This window comes from Thalassoglobus sp., assembly GCF_048270125.1.
GTDB lineage: Bacteria > Planctomycetota > Planctomycetia > Planctomycetales > Planctomycetaceae > Thalassoglobus.
In genome coordinates, this window is sequence record NZ_JBLWTN010000008.1 from 254,428 (window position 1) to 274,756 (window position 20,329).

The window sequence follows — 20,329 nt, forward strand, 5'->3', positions numbered from 1 at the left end:
AATGGATGCGGAAGAGGAATTAATAATCATTTTCGTCTACGGGACTCTCAAGCGAGGCGATTGTCGACACCATGTGATTTCTCGATTCCATTTCCTTGGAGAAGCTGTGACCCAGCCCCTCTACCGACTCTTTCATCTGGGATCTTATCCCGGGCTCGTCGAAGTCGCCGAGAATGGAAGTGAAGTCCAGGGGGAGCTCTATGCGATTGATCCGGAGCGAATCAAAGAGGTCGATGAAATTGAGGGAGTTGAGGCCGGTTTGTATCAGCGAGTTCCTGTGCAGTTGCAATCACCTTGGCGAATCATCGGAGCTGAAACGTATCTTTACCTTGGGGATGTTTCTGACGCAGAAGACCTCGGGACGCACTGGAAAGTGGAAGAGACATGATCTTCAGCGGCGCTGAGAACCGTTCAGCTTTGTTTGAATTGCATAAAGAAGAGTGCAATCAGGTGATTCGGAAGTTGATTTCAACACCAGCGAAGTCGATGGATGTCGAGCTTGGTGGAACGGGCTTCAGCGGAGCGATCATCTTCCGAGTCGCACTCGATGACGATCTTTATGCCTTACGTCGCTGGCCCAGTCCAACTTTGCCTCAGCAGCGAATTCTTGAGCTGCATCGTTATCTGCAGCATCTCAAAAATCACAATCTTCCGGTCGCCGTACCTGTCTCGATCTCGGTTCCAGGTCAGCAATTCAATCGGTCACTCGTCAAATTCAATGGTCATTTTTGGCAGCTTGAACCTTGGTTGCCGGGGGAACCGAAACATGGTGACGAAGTTTCCAATGTCGAGCTTCGTGACGCCATGCAGACACTTGCCCGGTTGCATTTCGCATCCAGCGAGTACGTCGTAAGTTCATCTCGGCAGAATTGGTTCTCTGTCAAAACAGCGATCCCTCCCACGGTTCACGAGCGGATCTCGCTGATTGAGTCCTGGAATTTTGAGAAGCTTCAACGGTGCGAACGAGCGATCGAAACAGCACCGTCTGAAATTCGGAATGTCTGTCACTCGGTTCTCAGCCACTTCGTTCAGCATGCAACCCCGTTGCGAGATTCGCTGAGTCAAAAATCCCATCAAGCTGTGCCCCTTTTCCCTTGCTGGCGTGATCTCTGGTCAGAGCATGTTCTCTTCACGAATGGGAAAGTGACCGGGTTGATTGATCCAAACGCAACTCGCTGTGATCACGTTGCAACGGACTTATCGCGACTCCTCGGCAGCTATCTGGGAGACGATAAAGAGCGTTGGCAAGTTGCACTTGAGAGCTACCAAGAGGTTCGTCCGCTCACACAGTTGGACCATGAATTGATTCATCTGTTCGACAAAACGTCAGTCCTGTTGAGTGGAATGACATGGATTCATCGTTGGCAAAGCAGTGCAATTTCAGCTGATCAACTCGACAATGTTCTGGACAGGTTGCGACTCATCGAATCTCGCTTGCAGAAGCTGTGAGAGTCCTCTGGTAGCTTGCGATGTTCATGGGAACACCAAGCCTTGAAGAATGCTTAGAGTCAATGCAGGTCAAATCCGAATTGTCTCCAAGTGTGTGGAAGTGGAGCGGTGATCGACATGGCTTCTTTGCGGATGGGATGCACCAACGTTAATCGCCAGGCATGCAGGCCGATGGCTGCTGGGTCGCCGAGCGTCGACTTTGCTCCATACTTTTCATCGCCGATGACAGGACAACCACGACTGGCAAACTGGATGCGAATTTGGTGCATCCGACCAGTATCGAGATCAATTTCAACAAGCGCTCTTCCCTGATGCTCCGCCAAGACGCGATAACGCAGCCGCGCTTCTTTTGCACCGGTGGTATTTTGCTTGCGAATTTCAACGCGTGATTGATCGGGAATTCGATAAATCCAGTCTTCGAGAGTCCCTGCTGGCTGACTCGGAACGTGCTCGAGGATCGCACGATACGTTTTGGTGACCTGCCGTTTGGCGAACTGATCAGAGACGCGGGCTGCACTTTTCGAATTCCGGGTGAAGATGGATACACCAGATACGGGGCGGTCGAGACGATGCGGAATTCCGAGGTAAACTTTGCCTGGCTTATTGTACTTTTTCCGCAAGTAGTCTTTGACCTGCTCAGCCAGACTTTGCATCCCCGCAGGCGCCCCCTGTGAGATGACTCCGCTCGGTTTATTCACCGCGATCACGGGGCCATCTTCACAAATGACGTTCAGTTTTGGGTTGGGTTGGATGATCGACACAACGAATTCCGCGAATCTTACACGCCAGGAGCATTTTCAATGCTGGCCGTGCCTGTGAAGCTCACTTTCATGACTTCACAGGCTGCTCGCCACGAGGCAGAGCGCGTGCATCATTTTCAAAGTGACTTTAGTTTTCGTCGTCATAAGTCATTAAAGCGAAGCAGTCGTGAGGAGCAAGGACTTCTCTCCCATTGAGAAAGCTGAGTTCGAGAGCAAACGCACAACTGACCACCTCGGCACCAGATTGCTCGATCAACTTCACGCAGGCGTTCATCGTTCCGCCGGTTGCCAGTAAATCGTCAACTAAAAGAACTTTGTCACCTTTCGAGAAGGCATCAGTGTGAATCTCAAGAGTGTCTGTTCCGTACTCTAGTTCGTAATGGAATGAATTTGTGTCGAAAGGCAATTTGCCCGGCTTACGAACCGGAATAAACGCAGCATTCAGTTCCAGTGCCAGCGGAGCTGCGAAGATGAATCCTCGCGCTTCGGCGGCAGCGATCGCATCGATTTTTTGTCCACGATAATGATCGGCCAGTTGCTTGATGGATTCTCGAAAGGCATCGGGGCACGAGAGCAGGGGGGTGATATCTCGAAACATAATCCCCGGCTTCGGAAAGTCCGGGATGTTGCGAATTTTTTCTTTCAAGTCCATGAGAATGTCTTATTGAGTGAGAGTGAAAATGTCTGTCGCGGGTGATCTTACACGAATTAAAATAAATGTTTAGAGCATCATTCGAATTGATGTTCAGGTTCTGCCTCGTGGCTGCTGCAACTGAGTGAAACATACATCGCTTTTGAGTCTCTCGTTTTACTTTGTATCGGGAATTGGCAGATCTTCTTTTCCGATCAGCTGAACTCCGGTGGTTTTGAAATATTTGAGTTCCGCCTGATCCACGAGCTCAACCGCATCAGGGTCCGAATCGTAGAGTTTTTTGATGCTAAACCAAATCGCGATGGCTCGCTCGACCTGGCCTTCTTCAATAAAAGTATCTGCCCGCTCTAAGGCCGACCTTACGTAATCGAGGCGGTCTGGGGGCATCTCATTTGTGATCTCGGAGATCATTTGAATCAGTAACGCTGACAGATTCTGGTCTTCTTCAGAGCTTCCGAGAAGTTCGTAAAACGCCATTAGCTTTGATCGTGCTTCCGCCAGTCGTCCTTGCCGACGTAATTCCATCGCTTGCAGGATGATTGCTTCCGCTTCTGATTTGGGGGCAGGTTGCTGTTTCGTGGCCTTGCCAAACAATGTTTTTCGCAACTCGTAGATTTCGATCTGTTCCAGGTAGGGAGTGACTTCCGGCTCCCATCGCTCTCGGTCGGCTTCAATCAACGGAAGAAAATAATCTTTCTTGGCAGCTTCCCAAGCCAGACCTGCCGGGCGATCCATGAGATCTTCGCCACGCTGAAAGAGTTGTTCCTGAGAAGGCGTGTTGATACGGAATAAGACATAGACAAGCCCGCAGGTCAGTAACAAGACCCCTACCAGAATCCAGGTGTTGTCAAGCAGTCGATGCAGTTTTGAATCAGGCTTCTCTGCATCCATCTGAGCGCGGAACAAATCGCGTACGAGTGTCCCGCCAACTTCGTCGCTGAGACTTGCTCCGGGGGCAACATCTGCCATCGTCTCAGCTGTTCCAACCAACTCCGAATATTCGGATTCCTGCTGCTCTTTCAGATCGACCTTCTTTGGGATTTCCTTCAGACGCAAGCTGAGCACGTAGGCATCGGGGTAACGGTCTTCCTGTTTTTTCGACAGGCACTGGCAAACAACTTCATCCAGCCAAAACGGTACTTCGGGGACCAAACGTTTGACGCTGTCAAACTGGGAGAAACGGTGCTTCTGAATAATATCGAGTGCCGTTTTCCCGGTGAATGGAGGTCGACCGGTGAGCATGACGTACATCACTGCTCCCAGAGAATACAGATCACTCTGCTTCGTGGCCCGCTTGCCTTGTGCCTGTTCGGGGGACATATATTCAGCTGTCCCCAGAATCCCTCCGGTGACTGTTAGTTTTCCGGATGCAAAGACCTGAGCGACCCCAAAGTCCGTCAGCTTGATGGTCCCATCCTTCCCGATTAACAAGTTCGACGGTTTTAAATCTCGATGAATAATCCCGGCGTTGTGAGCTGCTTTGAGTGCCGAGCAAACCTGTACGGCATAATCAATCACCTCGCGCCAGGGAAGTCGTCCTTCCCTTTCCAGTCGGTCAGCAAGTGTTTCACCATCAACGAATTCCATGGTGTAGAAGTACGAACCGAGGTCTTCACCATTCTCGTACAACTCGACAATGTGTGGATTTGTCAGCTGCTTCATCGCTGCAATTTCGCGATCAAAACGAGCGACGAAGCCTGCTTCGCGAGCCATCGACGCTGGCAGCAGTTTCACAGCTGCGAATTCGTCGGTTTCTCGATGCCGTCCGAGATAGACGGTTCCCATCCCTCCGGAACCAAGTTTCCGTTCTATGAAATAGGGACCGATTGTCGCAGGTAATTCGCGATCGGCTTCAGTCTCGAGATGAAAATCTGATTCGGAAGTGCTCACAATTGTCTACAATTCGTCAGACATGATTCATTCACTCTAACAAAATCGGAACGTACGACGGACCGCCCAGCAAATGGCGACGATTCCTAAATTTTGTTAGCGGTTCTGGGAACTGGTCCGGAACCCTGAAATTCGCCTCTCAAAGACTGAGGAAATTCCTATTTCCAGAAGTTTTCGGAGAGGTACTTCATATCCCGCAAGATCAGTCTAAGGAGCAACGATGCAGACAGCAATTCTATTAGTGGCACACGGGTCAAGACGTGACGAAGCAAACGATGACCTTCTGAAGCTTGCTGAAATGTTCACAAAAGCCACGACCGACGAAATTGTCGAAGTTGGATTTCTGGAAATTGCCCACCCTTCAATCCCTGAAGGGCTTCAAACATGTGCTGAGCGTGGGGCTGAGTCGATATCGATTCTGCCGTTTTTCCTCTCTCCGGGAGATCACGTGACCCGCGATCTTGCAAACTTTCGAGACCGATTCTTAGCCCAGTCTCCCCAGATTGCGTGCCACGTTTGCCCACCGATTGGACTTCATTCCAAGCTGGTCGAATTGATGCTACTGCGGTTGGGCGAAGGCCGACAACTTGCCACTGAAGTTGCCGGCGAGACAGGGTGAACAACGGACGAGATCGAATCGCCTATTCCGGCAATAAGGGTTTGGGATTCTCAATCCAGGCGGCTTCTCGTTGTCCGGCTCCGGGATGATCGGTATCGCCAAGATCTTTTCTGGCTTCTTCTGCATAGCCAGTCAGACGTTTGACCACTTCTGGGTGATCCGCAGCGACGTTTGTTTCCTCGGAAATATCTTCATTGAGTTGATACAGTTCGGCTGCTTGCTCTTTCGTCGTGCGGGAATTGATTTTGCGTTTCGTGTTTGGCAAGTAAAGTTTCCAGGCACCTGACCTCACTGCCTGGAGCTGATCTCCGAAGTAGTAGAAGAACGCTTTGTGTGGAGACTTGGCGGTTTTCGGTTCGGATAAAATCGGCCAGATGTCTCTACCGTCGATGATTCGGTCGTCGGGAATCTTTGCGCCAGCAAGCTTGGCGAACGTTGGATATAGATCCATTGTGGAACATAACGTATCTGTCGTGGCATGGGGGACTTTGCCAGGCCAGCGAATGATGCAGGGAACTCGCATTGCCCCTTCACTGACATCGTATCCCCAACCTTTCAGCGGAGCGTTGCTTCCTTGCGGCGGATTTCTGCGGGGTGCTCCATTGTCCGAAGTCCAGATGACAAGAGTTTTTTCGTCGAGATCAAGACGCTTGAGCGTTTTCAGGATTTCTCCTGTCGACCAATCCAATTCTTCAACCGAATCACCATAGGTTCCGTTTTTACTTTTTCCCAAGAACGCTTCACTGGCAAATGGGCTGCGGGTACTTCCCGGCATTGCATGAGGTAGGTAAAGAAAGAACGGCTTCTTCTCATTCTCTTCGATAAAGCTGACTGCCCGCTCGGTGTAACGCTTTGTGAGCAAGGCGCGATCGACGCCAGATTCAACGACTTTCTCGTTTTCCATCAGCGGAAGCGGTGGCCATGGTTTCCCTTCACGAGGTGTCATGTCGTCGCTGTACGGAATTCCGAAGTAAGAATCGAAACCCTGGCGGGTCGGCAGCAGTTCTGGTTGATCGCCCAAGTGCCACTTACCGATGATCGTTGTCGCGTATCCGGCAGATTTCAAGACTTCGGCCATCGTTACTTCTTGTGGATGCAATCCTTTCGGCGAGACCGGTTGGAGAACTAAACCACCACTGTCCGATTTTTGCATGTTCACGCGTCGCGGATAACAGCCGGACATCACGCTCGCACGTGACGGAGTACAAACTCCACTCGAGACGTAAAAGCCGGTCAGCTTGAGCCCTTCCTCAGCCATCTTGTCGAGATGTGGAGTTCGATGGAGTTGCGAACCGTAGCAGCCGACATCTCCGTACCCCAAGTTATCGCACAGGATGAAAATGATATTCGGCTTTTCGGCCTGAGCAGAATTGGCGAGCGAAAAAATGTTTGTACACAGAAGCGTCAGCAGTAGAAGCGGCGTCGGAAATCTCATAGATACCCTTTCGGATTGGTGTTCGTGTTTTGCCTCGTGCATCAGTTGTTGGTCCGACATCACAAGAGGTTCTTGATTACTCTCCGGTTGGAAGCTCAATATGTGCGAAGCCCGGATCATTCACAGGCATCACTTTGAGGGCAGTTTTTCGGACGGACTGGTCGATGGCGATCGTCAATTGATGTTGACCTTTTTCGACTTCTGCGGTGATGAGTTCTGAGGAATCGATTGGTTTTTCATCAATCCAGATTTGGAGACCATCTCCAGAATTCAATTTGAAACCGATCTTGCCCGATTCAGAATTAAACTCTGTACGCACGAAACTCATCCCTCGATTTCCGGCAGCCGAACGGTTGCGAATTCGTAGCTCCGGAAGTTCTGAGACAGCGAGTTCTCCGTTGACGTGGCTGTAAACTCGGCTCCATTGGAAGTCTGGATTATCGGTTGCGGCAGCGGCGTAGCTGATTCGACGGAACTGAAACGCAGCTTGCTGAGTCGCTTGAATCGTTTCCCAGTGCCTGACGATTTGCTGTGTGCTAATAGTGAATTCAGGCACGCGACCCAAGGCATACAGAAAGGCTGACAAGTCGATCAACTCCTGATGAGTAATGTTCGATGTCAGGCCGGCCGGCATTAGCGAAGCTCCTTGCTTTTGCTGTTCAATCGAATCTTTTCGGATCACCAGTTCTTTCCCGTCGGCATCTTTCAGGAAGAGTTGACTCTCCGTTTCGCGAGCTTTGATTCCGGAATAAATCTTTCCTTCGTCGGTCGCGACGACAACAGTGTGGAAGCCCTCTTTCACCTTGGCATTGGGATCAAGGATCGATTCGATGATGTAATCTGGCTGGGCTGTTGCCCCCAGACTCAGGAGGTTCGACCCGATTGTTCCACCAGCGGGACCAACTGCATGACACTTCAGGCAGTTGAGGTTTTGTCGGCGGAAAATTTGTTCTCCGCGAGCAGCGTTTCCATTTGCTAGAACGTCTTCAACGAGCGTCTGCATTTGGTCAGGCGTCAGTTTCACAGGATCTTGATTCAGTCCGCCAGCGGTTTGCAAAAGTTTTGCCAGTGCTGAGTCCTGTTGGCCGGACGAACTCAGAATTCGCGCGCCGACAACAGCAACATCTTTCGGGATTGTCTTTCCAGCAAGAGCTTTGGCGACGTGGTCTGTGGCCCCCTTCCGTTGCAGAATGGACTGGAAAAGCGGTTGAGAATCAGGAGCCGATGCCGATTGGAAAAAGAGAATCGACAGGTTCGCGGATTGCTGTGGACGGAAGCGAAGAAGTTCTTCAATTGCGACACGCCGCAAAGCTGGAGCCGATTTGCTCTTGGCAATGTTTGTCAGTTCCGTTGCTGCAGGTTGATCCGAAAAGGCTCCCAATGAGCGAATCGCACTCGAACGATCCTGCAGCGAAATCTTCTCATCTTGCGTCGCGGAAAGAACGACGTCCCGCAACTGCTCGTGCTTCCAGGCTCCGATGCACATGACGACTGCAGCCCGGATTGAGGGACTGTTCGCGTCGGCCAACTTTTTGATTTGATTGAGATCACGAGGCGGGATGATTTTTCGATTCACCGCTGCCGGATAAAGCGTATGAAGGAGTGCATGCCTGACTTCATCAGAGATCTCATCGCTGAGCGATAAATCGAAGATTGCTCCCAAATGTTCAGGAGTCCCGATGTCAGCGATGACTCGAAGAGCATCAAGTCGGGCAGAGCCATCGAGCGTTCCCTGCTGAATCTTCTGAACCAGTGTTGCAGTCCCGGCAGCAGAGCCAGATGCACGCAACAGAAACGGAAGTGCCTGCGGGGGGGATTCCACATTCAGCGACCCGTCCAGCAAGGCAGGTGTCCAAATCGGTTCGAGGTCCCGGCATGTCAGCCAGAGTGCGTAGTCGATGTTTTCGTCAACATCCTGATTCAAAGCCTGAAGGGCGATGCTGACTGCTTCAGGTTGTTTCACTTCTGCGAGAGCACGAATCGCTTCGAGTCGAACTTGCGGGTGAGTGTCTGCGATCCGTTCTGCAAGAATCTCCAGTGGAGAGTCAATCTTCTGTATGAGCTGCCCAACGACGCGTGTCGCTGCCGCGCGGACATGATGATCTTTACTGTTCAGGCACTTCCCGAGCAAAGTGGGGTCAGTTTTCCCGAATGACTGATGAATCCACAACGCTTCAAGGTTGAGTTGGTCGTTGGAATGTTTGTTGGCCCAGGCGAGGACTTCGGGCAACACTTTCTCGCCCTGTTCTTTCAGTACGACTTTTGCTTGAGATCGTGAGTAACGATTAGGTGAGTCAACATGGCTGAGCAATTCGGCCGTTGAGAGTTTCGTGAAGTCGACCGGTTTGAGAGTTGGCTTTCCAGTGTATGTGACGCGCCAGATCCGACCATGTGTGTGGTCGCGACGAGGGTCACGGAAGTCGACTTCGCCATGCTGAATAATGGGGTTGTACCAGTCGGCAATGTAGATCGCACCATCGGGACCTTGTTTGACATCAATCGGTCGAAAGGCAACGTGGTCAGACTTAATGACTTCCTGTTGCTCTTGCGAGCGGTAGCCGGAAGCGTCTTCCGTCAAGACGAATCGACAGACACGGTGTCCACGGAAGTCGTTGGTAATCATGCTGCCTTGCCAATCATCTGGCAGGTGCTCGCTTTCTACAATTTCCAACCCGCAGTGCTTCGGGCTCCCAGGATTAAGACCATGTAAGATCCGCTGAGCGCCGTAGGCTGTCATGTAAGAGGCGCCAGGAACCATGTAGTTGATTCCTTCTCCACCGGCTCCGTCGGTTCCAAAGGTTTGACCGTAGCGGTCGAAGTCGGTTCCCCACTGATTCACGAGACCGCGAGCAAAGACACTCAGCTCAAGCGTTTCGGGTCGAAATCTCCACATTCCGCCGGCGTTGAGTCGGTGAATTCCCCATGGGGTTTCGATGTGGCTATGGATGTAGATCGACTGATTGAAATAGAGATGGCTGTCCGGTCCATATCGGAGAGTGTGAATGATGTGGTGGGTATCTTCAGTTCCGAATCCGGAGAGGACGATCTCTTTGTGATCTGCTTTGCCATCTCCATTGGTATCTTTGAAGTGGAGCAGTTCAGTGCTGGCACCAACGTAGACACCGTCATTCCCGTAGGCGACTGCGGTCGGAATGAGAAGTCCCTCGGCGAAGACTTCTGTCTTATCGCTGACTCCATCACCATCGAGATCCTGTAAGTACAGGATTTTGTCTTTCGGTTTTGCTCCCGGCTCAATGTGAGGATAGGTTTCTGAACTGGCAATCCAGAGTCGCCCCTGTGGGTCGAAGTTCATTTGGATCGGCTTGGCAATTTGCGGATCGGCAGCAAACAGGTTGACTTCGAAGCCTTCGGGCAGAATGAAGGTTTTGCGTTCGAGTTCAGGATCCGTTGGCGGGATGACTTTCAAATCACGTTGTGCGTAAAGTCCTCCACCCAGCAAGTGGATCAGACAAATCATGAACACAAAATGTAGAGCATTTTTCATGCTTGCTGTGCCCGTGAAGTTCACTTTTATGACTTCAAAAACCGTTCGCCCCGAGGCAGTACGTAAAGACCAGTAATTGATTTGCTCTCGATCTCTTCTCATTGATGAACCTGTATGGCGGACGATTTCAGTATCGATGATTTTTTATTAACTATAAAGAATTTGTGATTCTCTGAGGCGACCACTGAACTCTATGGTTGAGAAACCTGTGGCTGAAAGGTGACCTCGATCTTGTTTCAGTCTTGGAGAGGGCAGTTTCAAGCTTTCGAATCAGTTGTTCAAGTGAAGTCACTCCGAATAGCGGAGCTGGTGGCGTCAGCGGCGAGTTAAGGTTTCATCAAGGTTGAGCAACACGTTCGACAGAACTGTCCAGCTGGCCTGGATTTCAACTGGTGTTTTCTCGGTTTCCTGACTTCCGATCACTTTGAGTTTCTGAGCTGACTCAATTTCGTTGGTGTATTTTTCTCTGAGGGATTCGAACGTCGATCTGAGGACATTGAGTTCTTGCTCAGTTGGCTGGCGAGCGGTGCAAAGCAGGAACCCGTAGGTGAGTTGCTCATCCTGCGTCGCTCCTGCTTCACTCAAAATTCGTCCCGCGAGTGCTTGTGCGGCTTCGATATAGACCGGGTCGTTCAGGGTCACAAGTGCCTGCAGCGGAGTGTTTGTCCGAATTCGCCGGACCGTGCAGACTTCGCGGCTGGGGGCGTCGAAAGCATCCATGGAAGGATACGGAAGCGATCGTCTCCAGGTGGTGTAGATTCCGCGGCGGAACTTGTCTTCGCCTTTGCTGGTTTCCCAATCGGTGGAGCCACCAAAGGCTGCCCGTAGCCCTAACTTGGGGCGAGGAGGATTGACGGAGGGGCCGTGCATTTTCCTGCTGAGCAAACCGGAGATTGAGAGTGCCTGATCCCGAATCATCTCGGCGGAGAGTCGGAAACGGGGGCCTCGAGCCAATAGCCGATTCTTCGGGTCTCTCGCTACGAGTTCAGCGTCGACTGTCGAGCTTTGTCGATAAGTGGCAGACATCACAATCAGCTTCAGGAACTGTTTCCGGCTCCAACCGTTGTTCTTTAATTGAATTGCCAGCCAATCCAGTAACTCTGGATGACTTGGGTAGTCTCCCTGCATTCCGAAGTCTTCGCTGGTCTCCACGAGACCGATTCCGAACAGGATTTCCCAGTATCGATTTGCAAAAACACGGGCTGAGAGCGGGTTCTGAGGATCGATCAGCCACTTTGCGAAATCGAGGCGGTCCGGGTTGGGACTTTCACTTCGATGGAATTCCTTGAGGAGACCGGCTGAGACCTCTGGTCCCAGGTCGAGAAAGTTACCACGCACATGGATATGAGTTTTTCGGTGTTTTTCCTCGAGGAGTGCGCGCATGATGGGAACCGTCACAGGCTTGATGTTTTTCAATTGCGTCTCGGTTGCCGTGATTTGTTTTTTAAGCTTTTCAATCTCGGGACTGTTCGCCCCGAGATACTCTGCAATGGCAGCACGCTCATCATCAGCGATTTTCTGAGTTGAATCGGGAACGTGAACTTCCGTTTCCTGTTTATTTGCCTTCAGCCTGGACTTCGCCCACGTGGGGGTTCTCTTTTCGTCAAGCAAAACGACTCGAAAGTCATTCAGGCGGCTTCCGATGTTCGGGCTGTCACTTCGGTTCCAGACAGAGATTCGGTCAATCTGATACGTCGCTCCCAAGTCGACTTCCCACCAGGGTGATGCATCTCGATTGGTATGCGTCGTCGATTTCGCTTCGAAAAAATCTCCGTCGGTGTTTCCATCGACCGCAAGGTTGGCTGTCCCGTTGTAGCCTGTGCTGCTTTGAGTCGCTTTCTTGCCTGCTGCGACCTGCTCATTTGCTGAAAAGACTTGCACCTCTGCCAGAGATAGAAACTCAGTTTTCCCGGGAAGTTCTATTCGCACAAACCGGGCCTGGATCGGACCATCTGCGAGTTTTACGGCGGGTTCCTCTTTTACAGAATCTTGTTGCAGCTTTTCGAGATCAGCTTTCAGGCCGTCGATTTTCGCTTGCAAGCTGGCCTTCTGCTCTTCAAGTTCTGGAGTCCAAAGATTCAGCAGGGGAGACTCGTCACGATTGTCCGCATCTTCAGTTTGATTCAGAATCGCGTACACATTGAAATATTCTTCATGAGTAATCGGGTCATATTTGTGAGTATGACACTGGGCACATGCCATCGTGAGGCCCATCCAAACCTGCATCGTCGTGTTGACTCGATCTACGACGGCTGCGCTGCGGAACTCTTCATCATCAGTTCCGCCTTCGCTGTTGGTCATGGTGTTCCGGTGAAACGCTGTTGCGATCAATTGCTCCTCTGTCGGACTTGGGAGTAAATCGCCAGCGAGTTGTTCAATCGTGAATTGGTCGATCGGCATATCCGCATTGATTGCATCGATGACCCAGTCTCGGTATTTCCAGATGACGCGCGGCGGATCGTCTGCGTATCCAGCTGAGTCTGCATAGCGGGCCAGATCCAACCAGATTCGAGCCAGACGTTCTCCATAGGCGGGTGACGCCAGCAACCTGTCGACCAGGCGTTCGTAGGCTTGTGGTGATGCGTCGTTGATGAACTGTTCAATCTCTTCCGGTGATGGAGGCAGCCCGGTGAGATCCAGCGAGAGACGTCGAATGAGTGTTGGCCGGTCCGCTTCGGGAGAGGGTTTGAGTTTCTGGCTGTCGAGCTTCTTGAGGATGAAACGATCAATGTCGTTGCGGCACCAGTCTGGATTGCTGGCATCGGGCACTTCCGGAAGTTTCGGAGCGACGAACGACCAGTGCTTGTCGTACCTGGCTCCTGATTGAACCCATCTCTTCAGTGTTTCAATTTCCTGCTGAGTCAGTGCTGGCCCTTGATCCGCAGGGGGCATGCGCAGCGACTCATCGCTGGTTGTGATGCGGGTGAGAAGTTGACTCGCTTCGATGTTTCCCGGGACAACCGCACGCTCTCCGCTGTCGAGTTCAGCACGTGAGGCAATCGCTTCATCAAGTCGCAATCCTGCTTCACGGGTTTCAGGGTCTGGACCGTGACATTTGAAGCAGCGTCCAGAGAGGATTGGTCGGACATCGCGAGTGTAATCGACCTCTTCCGCAAGCAATGTGGAGACCGCCAGAAAGGGGCAGCAAACAGATAGAATGAATGCACGAAAGTTCATGAAATAATCCGATTGAAGAAGTCCCTGTCCGGAAATCTTTGTGATGAAGGATTTTCTCAATGCTTGAAAGACCAAGTCCGAATCTTCGGTTTGATCCCCATTGAAAATCACCACTCTTCATCTCTTCACTTTAACAAAACGACAATCAATGGTCTGTCATCTCAGTGAATGACAGCGATTTCAGACGTCTTATTAGAACACGTTCGTGTGTCTCGTGTCTGTGAAGAACGTTTTTCATCAGGGAGGATACTGTACACCACAAGAGAGAGGGCGTACATCATTTCAGGAAATACTACAGAGCAAATCCAGATTTCTAAATGATTCTAAAACCTGAGTTCGCTCTCTTGAACACCGAGAAAAGCGACCATTCCACAAGTTTCCCGACTTGTTCCAGTCTTTGCGTTCTGCCTGTTGGCAAGGAGTCTACGAAGCCGTGAAAGCGTTCTTCATGGGCACATGGTTGAGCAAGCTGCTCTAAAAAACTTTACTGCAACCGGCGAACGAGTTCAGCGACTTCTTCAGGAGCGGGTATGGCTTTGACGAACAGTTCCAAATCATCCTGTCCTGAGCTGGAGATCGCAATGTCTCCGATCCCCAGTATTCGCTGAATGACATTCTGATGGACTTGCAGGTTTCGGACATCATCGTGCTGAACTTCGGTGGTCGATTTAGAAAGAATTCCCTTCCGTAGTGTGGTTCGCTTATTGGTGACTTGCAGAGTCGTCGCGATGATTTCCACATACCAATAGATCAAGTATCCGGCAGACAGGACGAGAACTCCCAAACAGATTGCAGCCAGTGTCCAATTTTGATCGATGGATGCCATGACCCCGAAGATGGCTGATGCTATGGCGAGTCCGACTAATGCCAGATAGAGGAAAGGATGCCGGCGAAACATTGCTGGATGCAGTTCAACCAACGTCGACTCATCATCTGACGGACGGGTGATTGTATACTCTGCGTCAACATGCATCGCCTGAGGGTCTTTCTCCATCATCGGCTTGGCTGACGGTTCCTCTGCCAGGAATGGGGTTGAGCAGTGAGGACATTCGACCGTCTCTCCGACGAGAGTCGTGACAATATCAATCGAGGCATCACACGCTGGGCAGCGGTAGGTCAATTGAGAGATCGCTTCTGTCTTGGGTTCCATCGTGACGGTACTTTCTTTAACAAAAAACGCTAACAACACTTCTGGAATCTCTGAGATTGATAGTGATTTCGATCACTGTTTCAGGTGATGTGTCATCGAATCAATCTGAATCACAGAAAGGCGGAGAAGCAAAAGTGGACTGGTCTCTTTTCATCCTGAGTGGTCTTTAAACAATCAATTGATTGCTTCGACAGTACTCATTTCTGTCTAAGTACGAATAAAGCAGGATTTGTGCCAAAACTTCAGTTCAAGAGAGTCTGCTGCCAGACCGGGGCGGTTGAAAATTTCGCGATGGCATGCTGGTTGCAATGAAGAGTTTTAGATGACTTCGCTTCCGTTTTATTGAGATCAGCCACCATGAGTTCTTCATATTTGACATTTCAGCAGGGGAGTTGTGAACCTGCAGATGAGGCATCTTCGAGCAGTGATTCCGAAGAGTCGGGCTCAAATTGTGGAGAGAGCCTGGAATCGCTCGTTGATGAGTCGAAGGAGAAAATGGATGGGGATGAGGTGAACATTGGAGAACTACTCGACTCATTCGAAAGTCGGGGGTTCGGACCGTTGCTGCTCATTCCTGCGTTGATTTCGATTTCTCCGCTCGGCACGATTCCGGGCATGTCGATCGTGACAGGGAGCTTGATTTTCGTGATCGCTGTCCAAATGATCTTTCGATCGGGCCATCCCTGGATACCGAGTCGCCTCGAGACGATCAGCTTCAGCCGAGAACGTTTCGACAAGACAATCGAGAAAATGACTCCTTGGATAAAATGGATTGACCATTGGGTTTGTAAACGCTGGGGGGTCATGACGGCTGGTCCGATGCATTACATCGTCGCTGTAGTCATGATCCTGTTATCGTTGACTTACTACCCGTTGGCCGTCGTCCCATTTGGTGTTCTACTCCCCGGAACGGCAATGACCTTCTTTGCTCTCGGGATTACGATGCGAGACGGCTATTTGGTAACACTCGGCCTGATCGCAGCATGCGGGGCTGCCTACGGCATGGTCGCTCTTTGGCCGTTTTAACGCATTTTCAGTGCTGGTCGTCCCCGTGAAGCTCGCTTTCATGACTTCATGAACTGCTTGCCACGGGGCAGGAAGTTGCAACTCAATTTGAGACTGCTGTGTGTGCTTTGTCTGTGCTTTGTTTTTCGAATCCGGATCGTTTCTGGATTCCCTCAAAATAAGGCAGTATCAGTCATCAGAACAGTTGAATTTGCTATACTCTTCGCTCTTGGATTGTAGATTGAATCAAGCAAGAGAGCCTGCGCAACAGAATATCGGCAGTATTGACATCCAGCGACGTTTGATGAGCAGATCAACAAGCCTGCGGGAGACTTCGAGACACGCCTCAACAATGAAGATCGGTCAAACGCAATGGCATGGTGGTTACAGAGATGGGACACGCTTCGGGGAAGCCTGTGGTTTATACCTGGGCTGGGTGTGCTGGGAGCCTTACTGCTTTCGGTCATTACGCTTCAAATTGACTATCAACTGAGCTATGAAAAGTTGAGCCCGCCAGCTTGGCTGATAACAACCAGTTCTGCAGCACGATTGACGCTCAGTTCGCTCGCTGGAGCATTGATTACAGTGACAGGTGTCGTGTTTTCCATGACGATGCTCACGCTGGCTCAAACATCCAGTCAGTATGGTCCACGCTTGCTGCGTTCATTCCTGAATCAGAATGTGACGCAACTGACTCTCGCAGTCTTTGTGGGGACAAGTTTGTACTGCATGTCTGTCCTGCGGACGATTCGGGAAATCGAGGAGGGGAATTTCTTTGTTCCGCACCTTTCCGTCTTCGTTGGTTTGTGCCTGGGGTTAATGAGTTTACTCTTCTTTGTCTATTTTATTCATTACACGGCAAGTTCAATTCAGGCCGAGTCCGTTATCCGGGCAGTCTCTTATGAACTGGATGATGCGATCGAGCGTCTCTTTCCGGAATCTCTCGGCGACGACTCGGACGACAGCGATGCAGACGACAGTGCTTCCGGCGATAGTGACCCAAACCAGGAGAAGCCAGATTCTACGCTCCTTATTCAGGCGGATTCGATCGGATATGTTCAAGGAATTGACGGTGATCGCCTGATCGAGCTGGCAGATCAGCTCGACACTGTTTTCTATGTTAGAGCCAAACCCGGCGATTACATCTTTCACGGCGCACCACTTCTTGATGTCGCCAAAGACGGAAAAGACGAAGTTGAGGAAGAGTTTCAATCAAAAGTGAGAGAGACCTTCTTAACCGGAGTGCGGCGAACCCCAAGGCAAGATACAGGGTGCGTCATTAAAGAATTGGTCGAAGTTGCCATCCGAGCACTCTCGCCCGGGATCAATGATCCCCACACAGCTGTGGCTTGTATTAACAGCCTGGCATCAGCTTTGAGCAGCGTCGCAGGTCGAAAGTTTCCTGATTCACATCGCAGAAATGAAGAAGGCAAGGTTCGTGTGATTGTCCAAACTCCGACCTTCTCGCAGCTGCTTGACGACTGTTTTCGCGAGATACGTTTTTATGGAGCAGATTCTTTCTTGATTTTGGAGCAACTCTCGAAAAGCTTGCAGATGCTCTCGTATTTCGTTCAGCGCAAAGCAGATGCAGAAGCCATTCGTCGTCACCTGAAGATCATCGATAGTCTGGCTGAGCAAAACCTCACGATAGACGACGAGAAAAAACAGATCTTCGCGATCACCGAAGAGGCTAAACATTGCCTTGAGAAGATCGTTTGAGAATCGTTGAAGCTGCGGGGCGCCACTATCTCTTTTGCGGTCCGGAGATGAGGCAGATCACTGCGACAAACAGCGACGCACCGACAATTGACCAGACGACTGGAAAAGAGTGCGAATCAATCTGAATTGAGAACTGTTCCGGGAGTCCCAATTTCATCGCCAGCCAGCGCCCCAGCATCGCTCCAACAAATCCGAGCGCAATGGACCCCAGGCAGCCGACCTTCGATCGACCGACAATGGCTTGACCAATACTTCCGCAGATTCCGGCGATCAACAAAAGGAGGAGTATTTCAACAAAAGTCATGGCAGTTTCGCCTCGCGTGGTTTCAATTTTGTTTCACGTCGTGAGCTGTCTTGAAAAACTGAGTTCGTACTCTCAAAGACTACGGAAGCCCTTCATGCGAGAAGTGGCTGAATAGTCTCTCAGTCCTCATGTGTTTGGAGTGACACGATCGTGAACGCAAAAAAGAGCCATCGAAAGTTCGATGACTCTTTTTGCTGAATTGAGGAATTCTGCGATTCCCATAGGTCCTGTCGGGCTATTGAGGTCGTACAAATTCACTCGATATTTCGATCACCTGATTCAATTCTTGTGAGAGCGAATCAGGCATTCGCCGAGAGGTTGTCTCAGTGCTTCAGGTGAGCACCAGAGCAGTTTGCTCTACTTGCTCTAACGTGTGCTCGTGAAGAACGCATTTCATCTATAAAATTGCTGTTCGCCACGAGGCATCAACGCATCCATCATTTTCAAAATGGCTCTAAACGTTTACGCGGCGACCGCTGAGCAGTGAGATGACAGCGAGAACCAGGAAGACAAAGAAGCAAATCTTAGCCGCTCCGTACGCCATACCACCGACCAGGCCGAATCCAAACAGACCAGCAAGTAACGCAATGACCAGAAATGTGAGTGCCCATCCTAACATGATTTTTCCCTTTCAAAAGGAGTTTGATTTTTGTTGAAAGAGGCTAAGGCACACTCCGTGCCAATTCCGGTAAGTTATGCATGATTGGTCTGTAAGATGTTTGCGAGAAACAGTTTATGGGTATTTACGGGGTGAGCGAGTCGAGCAGCCCGAAAATGCGATCGGTCGCTGATCTATCGAACTGTCCATTACAAGACCAGCAATTCTGTCGATGTCTGCTTGATGTTCGACGCTCAAACTCTAAAACACCCATGAGAATGTTTCTTGGAGACAGATCGACATGAGGCATCACGGGCACATGGCGGAGCAAACTGTTCCAGGAACTGCTCCGGGGCTTTAACTTCATTACTCATACAGAGAGGTACGCAGTCATAGAATCCGTTTCTTGAGAGCTTTCAACTCGCTTTCACATTGCCTGACTAGCTCGTGAAAAAACAGGAAGACCATATCGGTGCATAGAGAACGGTGCGTAGAGTGCGATCAGAATTTTTTAATTCGTTGTTCTTCTGCGGGATGACGATTCTTCGTTTAAATTTTGTTAGAGTTGAAAAATAATTCACAGTCAGCCGAGACTGATCTTTGGAGAAAAACATGGCACGTGTATTAGTTATCGACGATGATCGATCGGTTCGAATTCTCGTTGAGAAGGGATTGGAAAAGAGTGGGCATCATGTCTTCGCGGTTGCGAATGAAGCCGAAGGTCTCGATGCGATCCGTGAGTTCAAACCGGATGTGTTGTTGCTCGATTTGGTTCTGAAAGAAGGTTCAGGGCTGACGGTATTTCAGAATGTCCAAAAGCTGGATTCGCGATTACCGGTCATTTTCATTACCGGAGAAGCTGGAAGTGAAACGACGATCGAAGCGATGCAGATGGGGGCATTGGATTACATCGCAAAACCTCTCGACATCACCATCCTTTCTGAGTTGGTCGAGCAGGCGGCTCGTACGCGACAACTTATGAACACGCCTGTGGCACTCGGCGTGAACCCGGCAGAATCTGGCGGTGACGATGCGTTTCTAGGTCGCAGCCCCAAAATGCTGGAGGTTTTCAAAATCATTGGCCGTGTTGCCAAACAGAAGATTCCGGTTCTCATCCGCGGAGAGAGTGGAACTGGGAAGGAATTAGTCGCTCGGGCGATTTATCAGCACAGCGACCGCTTTGATCGTCCATTTATGGAGGTCAACTGCGCCGCGCTCCCAGACACGCTACTGGAGAGCGAGCTTTTTGGGCACGAAAAAGGTGCTTTCACCGGAGCGGATCAACGCCGGATTGGAAAGTTCGAACAGTGTGACGGCGGAACGATTTTTCTCGATGAAATCGGGGATATGGCACCCGTTGTTCAGGCAAAAGTTCTGCGTCTCCTGCAAGAACAGCGTTTCGAGAGAGTCGGAGGGAATGAAACGATCCAGACAGACGTTCGAATCGTGACCGCTACAAACCGTCAACTGGAAGAGATGGTTGAGAAAGGGAGCTTTCGTTCAGATCTAATGTATCGACTCAATGGAGTGACGATTTCCCTACCGCCACTTCGTCAACGAGGAGCAGATATCAAAGATCTGCTTCAATATTTCTTGTCTCAAGCGATTCAGGAACTCGGTTATCCTGAGTTACAGGGGCTTTCTGAAGATGCCCTTCAGGCCTTGATGGATTATGAATGGCCCGGAAACGTCCGCGAACTTCGATCGGTGATGCGGCAGGCTGTAATAAATTCGACTGGCACAGTCATTGCAGAGAGTTTTCTGCCTCCAGAAATTCGAGGGATTCAAGTTGAAGAGACTGAGTCGAGGAATGGGGCTGACGACGGGAGTTCAATGAACTTGGCTGGATTCGTCAGTCGCAGGCTGAAAGCAGGATCGACGAATTTGTATGCTGAAACTCTGGAAATCATGGAAAGATACCTCATGGCACAAGTTTTACAGCAGACCGAAGGGAACCAGTCTCAAGCTGCTGAAGTCCTGGGGATTACACGCGGGAAAATTCGAGATCGGATTGCCGCATTCGGAATCAATGTGAACAAGACGGTCTCGGTCGATCCAGAGTGAC

At 50.6% G+C, this 20,329-nt stretch carries 15 protein-coding genes; 6 read left to right on the forward strand and 9 right to left on the reverse strand.

What is annotated here, in order from left to right; genetic code table 11:
* The first annotated feature begins 1 nt into the window (after position 1).
* Positions 2-388: a gamma-glutamylcyclotransferase family protein gene (locus tag ACN0YR_RS12385; RefSeq protein WP_417849540.1), complete on the forward strand. Its 387-nt coding sequence runs from the start codon at positions 2-4 to the stop codon at positions 386-388.
* Positions 389-450: 62 nt separating this feature from the next.
* The gene (locus ACN0YR_RS12390; protein ID WP_417849541.1) at positions 451-1,449 is read left to right on the forward strand and encodes a phosphotransferase enzyme family protein; all 999 of its coding nucleotides are present in this window, start codon (positions 451-453) and stop codon (positions 1,447-1,449) included.
* Positions 1,450-1,508: 59 nt separating this feature from the next.
* Here the strand turns inward: ACN0YR_RS12390 and ACN0YR_RS12395 are convergent, their stop codons facing one another.
* From ACN0YR_RS12395 to ACN0YR_RS12405, 3 genes are all read right to left on the reverse strand, one after another.
* Positions 1,509-2,210 (reverse strand): RluA family pseudouridine synthase, encoded by a 702-nt coding sequence (locus tag ACN0YR_RS12395; RefSeq protein ID WP_417849542.1) that lies wholly within the window; start codon positions 2,208-2,210, stop codon positions 1,509-1,511.
* Positions 2,211-2,337: 127 nt separating this feature from the next.
* The gene (locus ACN0YR_RS12400) at positions 2,338-2,862 is read right to left on the reverse strand and encodes an adenine phosphoribosyltransferase (RefSeq protein WP_417849543.1); all 525 of its coding nucleotides are present in this window, start codon (positions 2,860-2,862) and stop codon (positions 2,338-2,340) included.
* 156 nt (positions 2,863-3,018) lie between these two features.
* Positions 3,019-4,752 (reverse strand): protein kinase domain-containing protein, encoded by a 1,734-nt coding sequence (locus tag ACN0YR_RS12405; RefSeq protein ID WP_417849544.1) that lies wholly within the window; start codon positions 4,750-4,752, stop codon positions 3,019-3,021.
* Positions 4,753-4,972: 220 nt separating this feature from the next.
* Between ACN0YR_RS12405 and ACN0YR_RS12410 the strand changes: the two genes are divergently transcribed.
* Entirely contained in the window at positions 4,973-5,371 is a 399-nt protein-coding gene (locus tag ACN0YR_RS12410) for a sirohydrochlorin chelatase (RefSeq protein ID WP_417849545.1), read from the forward strand.
* A 22-nt stretch (positions 5,372-5,393) separates the two neighbouring features.
* Here ACN0YR_RS12410 and ACN0YR_RS12415 read toward each other — a convergent pair whose 3' ends face one another.
* The 4 genes from ACN0YR_RS12415 to ACN0YR_RS12430 form a co-directional block, all read right to left on the reverse strand.
* The gene (locus tag ACN0YR_RS12415; protein ID WP_417849546.1) at positions 5,394-6,806 is read right to left on the reverse strand and encodes a sulfatase; all 1,413 of its coding nucleotides are present in this window, start codon (positions 6,804-6,806) and stop codon (positions 5,394-5,396) included.
* Between the two features lie 76 nt (positions 6,807-6,882).
* Complete coding sequence (locus ACN0YR_RS12420) at positions 6,883-10,413, reverse strand: PVC-type heme-binding CxxCH protein (RefSeq protein WP_417849547.1); 3,531 nt, start codon at positions 10,411-10,413, stop codon at positions 6,883-6,885.
* Positions 10,414-10,626: 213 nt separating this feature from the next.
* Complete coding sequence (locus ACN0YR_RS12425) at positions 10,627-13,488, reverse strand: DUF1553 domain-containing protein (protein WP_417849548.1); 2,862 nt, start codon at positions 13,486-13,488, stop codon at positions 10,627-10,629.
* Positions 13,489-13,972: 484 nt separating this feature from the next.
* The gene (locus ACN0YR_RS12430; RefSeq protein ID WP_417849549.1) at positions 13,973-14,638 is read right to left on the reverse strand and encodes a PH domain-containing protein; all 666 of its coding nucleotides are present in this window, start codon (positions 14,636-14,638) and stop codon (positions 13,973-13,975) included.
* Between the two features lie 357 nt (positions 14,639-14,995).
* On the opposite strand from ACN0YR_RS12430, the gene ACN0YR_RS12435 reads away from it, so the two are divergent.
* Together ACN0YR_RS12435 and ACN0YR_RS12440 are read left to right on the forward strand one after the other, a co-directional pair.
* Positions 14,996-15,664 carry an exopolysaccharide biosynthesis protein gene (locus ACN0YR_RS12435; protein WP_417849550.1) on the forward strand — a complete coding sequence of 223 codons (669 nt, stop codon included), beginning with the start codon at positions 14,996-14,998 and terminating at the stop codon, positions 15,662-15,664.
* 351 nt (positions 15,665-16,015) lie between these two features.
* On the forward strand, positions 16,016-17,362 hold the full coding sequence (locus tag ACN0YR_RS12440) for a DUF2254 domain-containing protein (protein WP_417849551.1): 1,347 nt from the start codon (positions 16,016-16,018) through the stop codon (positions 17,360-17,362).
* Positions 17,363-17,387: 25 nt separating this feature from the next.
* On the opposite strand, the gene ACN0YR_RS12445 is transcribed toward ACN0YR_RS12440, so the two are convergent.
* Both ACN0YR_RS12445 and ACN0YR_RS12450 read right to left on the reverse strand, forming a co-directional pair.
* Positions 17,388-17,666 carry a GlsB/YeaQ/YmgE family stress response membrane protein gene (locus tag ACN0YR_RS12445; protein WP_417849552.1) on the reverse strand — a complete coding sequence of 93 codons (279 nt, stop codon included), beginning with the start codon at positions 17,664-17,666 and terminating at the stop codon, positions 17,388-17,390.
* 454 nt (positions 17,667-18,120) lie between these two features.
* Positions 18,121-18,285: a DUF1328 domain-containing protein gene (locus tag ACN0YR_RS12450; RefSeq protein WP_145205232.1), complete on the reverse strand. Its 165-nt coding sequence runs from the start codon at positions 18,283-18,285 to the stop codon at positions 18,121-18,123.
* Positions 18,286-18,876: 591 nt separating this feature from the next.
* Here ACN0YR_RS12450 and ACN0YR_RS12455 point away from each other — a divergent pair.
* Positions 18,877-20,328 carry a sigma-54-dependent transcriptional regulator gene (locus ACN0YR_RS12455; RefSeq protein ID WP_417849553.1) on the forward strand — a complete coding sequence of 484 codons (1,452 nt, stop codon included), beginning with the start codon at positions 18,877-18,879 and terminating at the stop codon, positions 20,326-20,328.
* The last annotated feature ends 1 nt before the right edge of the window (position 20,329 follow it).